Source organism: Oleiphilus sp. HI0043 (assembly GCF_001634935.1).
In genome coordinates, this window is sequence record NZ_LWEY01001386.1 from 1 (window position 1) to 845 (window position 845).

Sequence of the window (845 nt, forward strand, 5' to 3'; positions counted from 1 at the left end):
CATAAACCTTTAAGAATATAATCCATGAGTTTGGATTTAACTTCGATAAGCTGACGGATATCTTCGTTTGCCAGATACAGCTGATCAAGGACTTGCTTACTATCTTCCAGGATTGTCCGAACATTCAGGGCTGGTTGTGAGCAAGTACTTAAGTCAGAGACTAATGTTTGCATGTCCAGGCTAGATGCGTGGGTGAACTTTTCGAAGAGCGAGCTGTGTTGCGTCATAGTTTTATCGGCTTGTGCTTAACTTAGCAGACCTTCCTCTTCCTTACGTAAGGTCAGTATTTCACAACCGTCTGAGGTAACTAGCAAAGTGTGCTCCCATTGCGCAGAAAGCTTGTGATCTTTGGTCACGACTGTCCACTCATCTGGTAAGAGTTTGCAGTGGCGTTTGCCTTGGTTAATCATTGGCTCGATAGTAAAGGTCATGCCTTCTTTTAGCTCAAGGCCGGTGCCTGGTTTACCATAATGCATGACCTGCGGCTCTTCATGGAAAACAGCACCAATGCCATGGCCGCAATACTCGCGTACTACAGAATAGTAATTGTTTTCAGCATGCTTTTGAATAACAGCGCCAATATCGCCTAGTCTTGCACCCGGCTTAACAAGGGCAATGCCTTTGTATAAACATTCTTGCGTAATTTTGCATAGTCTTTCGGCAGCAATGCTTCGCTTGCCAATGAAAAACATTTTACTGGTGTCACCGTGGTAGCCATCTTTAATGACAGTGATGTCGACATTTACTATGTCACCACTTTTTAGCACTTTCTTGTCGCTTGGAATACCGTGGCAGATGACATGGTTGACCGAGGTGCAGATAGACTTTGGAAAGCCTTTATAATT

At 44.0% G+C, this 845-nt stretch carries 2 protein-coding genes; both read right to left on the reverse strand.

Annotated elements, in window-relative coordinates:
• The coding region (locus tag A3729_RS18855; protein ID WP_156498023.1) for a hypothetical protein at positions 1-227 on the reverse strand (227 nt) is incomplete at its 3' end.
• Between the two features lie 18 nt (positions 228-245).
• On the reverse strand, positions 246-845 hold a 600-nt coding region (map, locus tag A3729_RS18860; protein WP_068634182.1), incomplete at its 5' end, for a type I methionyl aminopeptidase.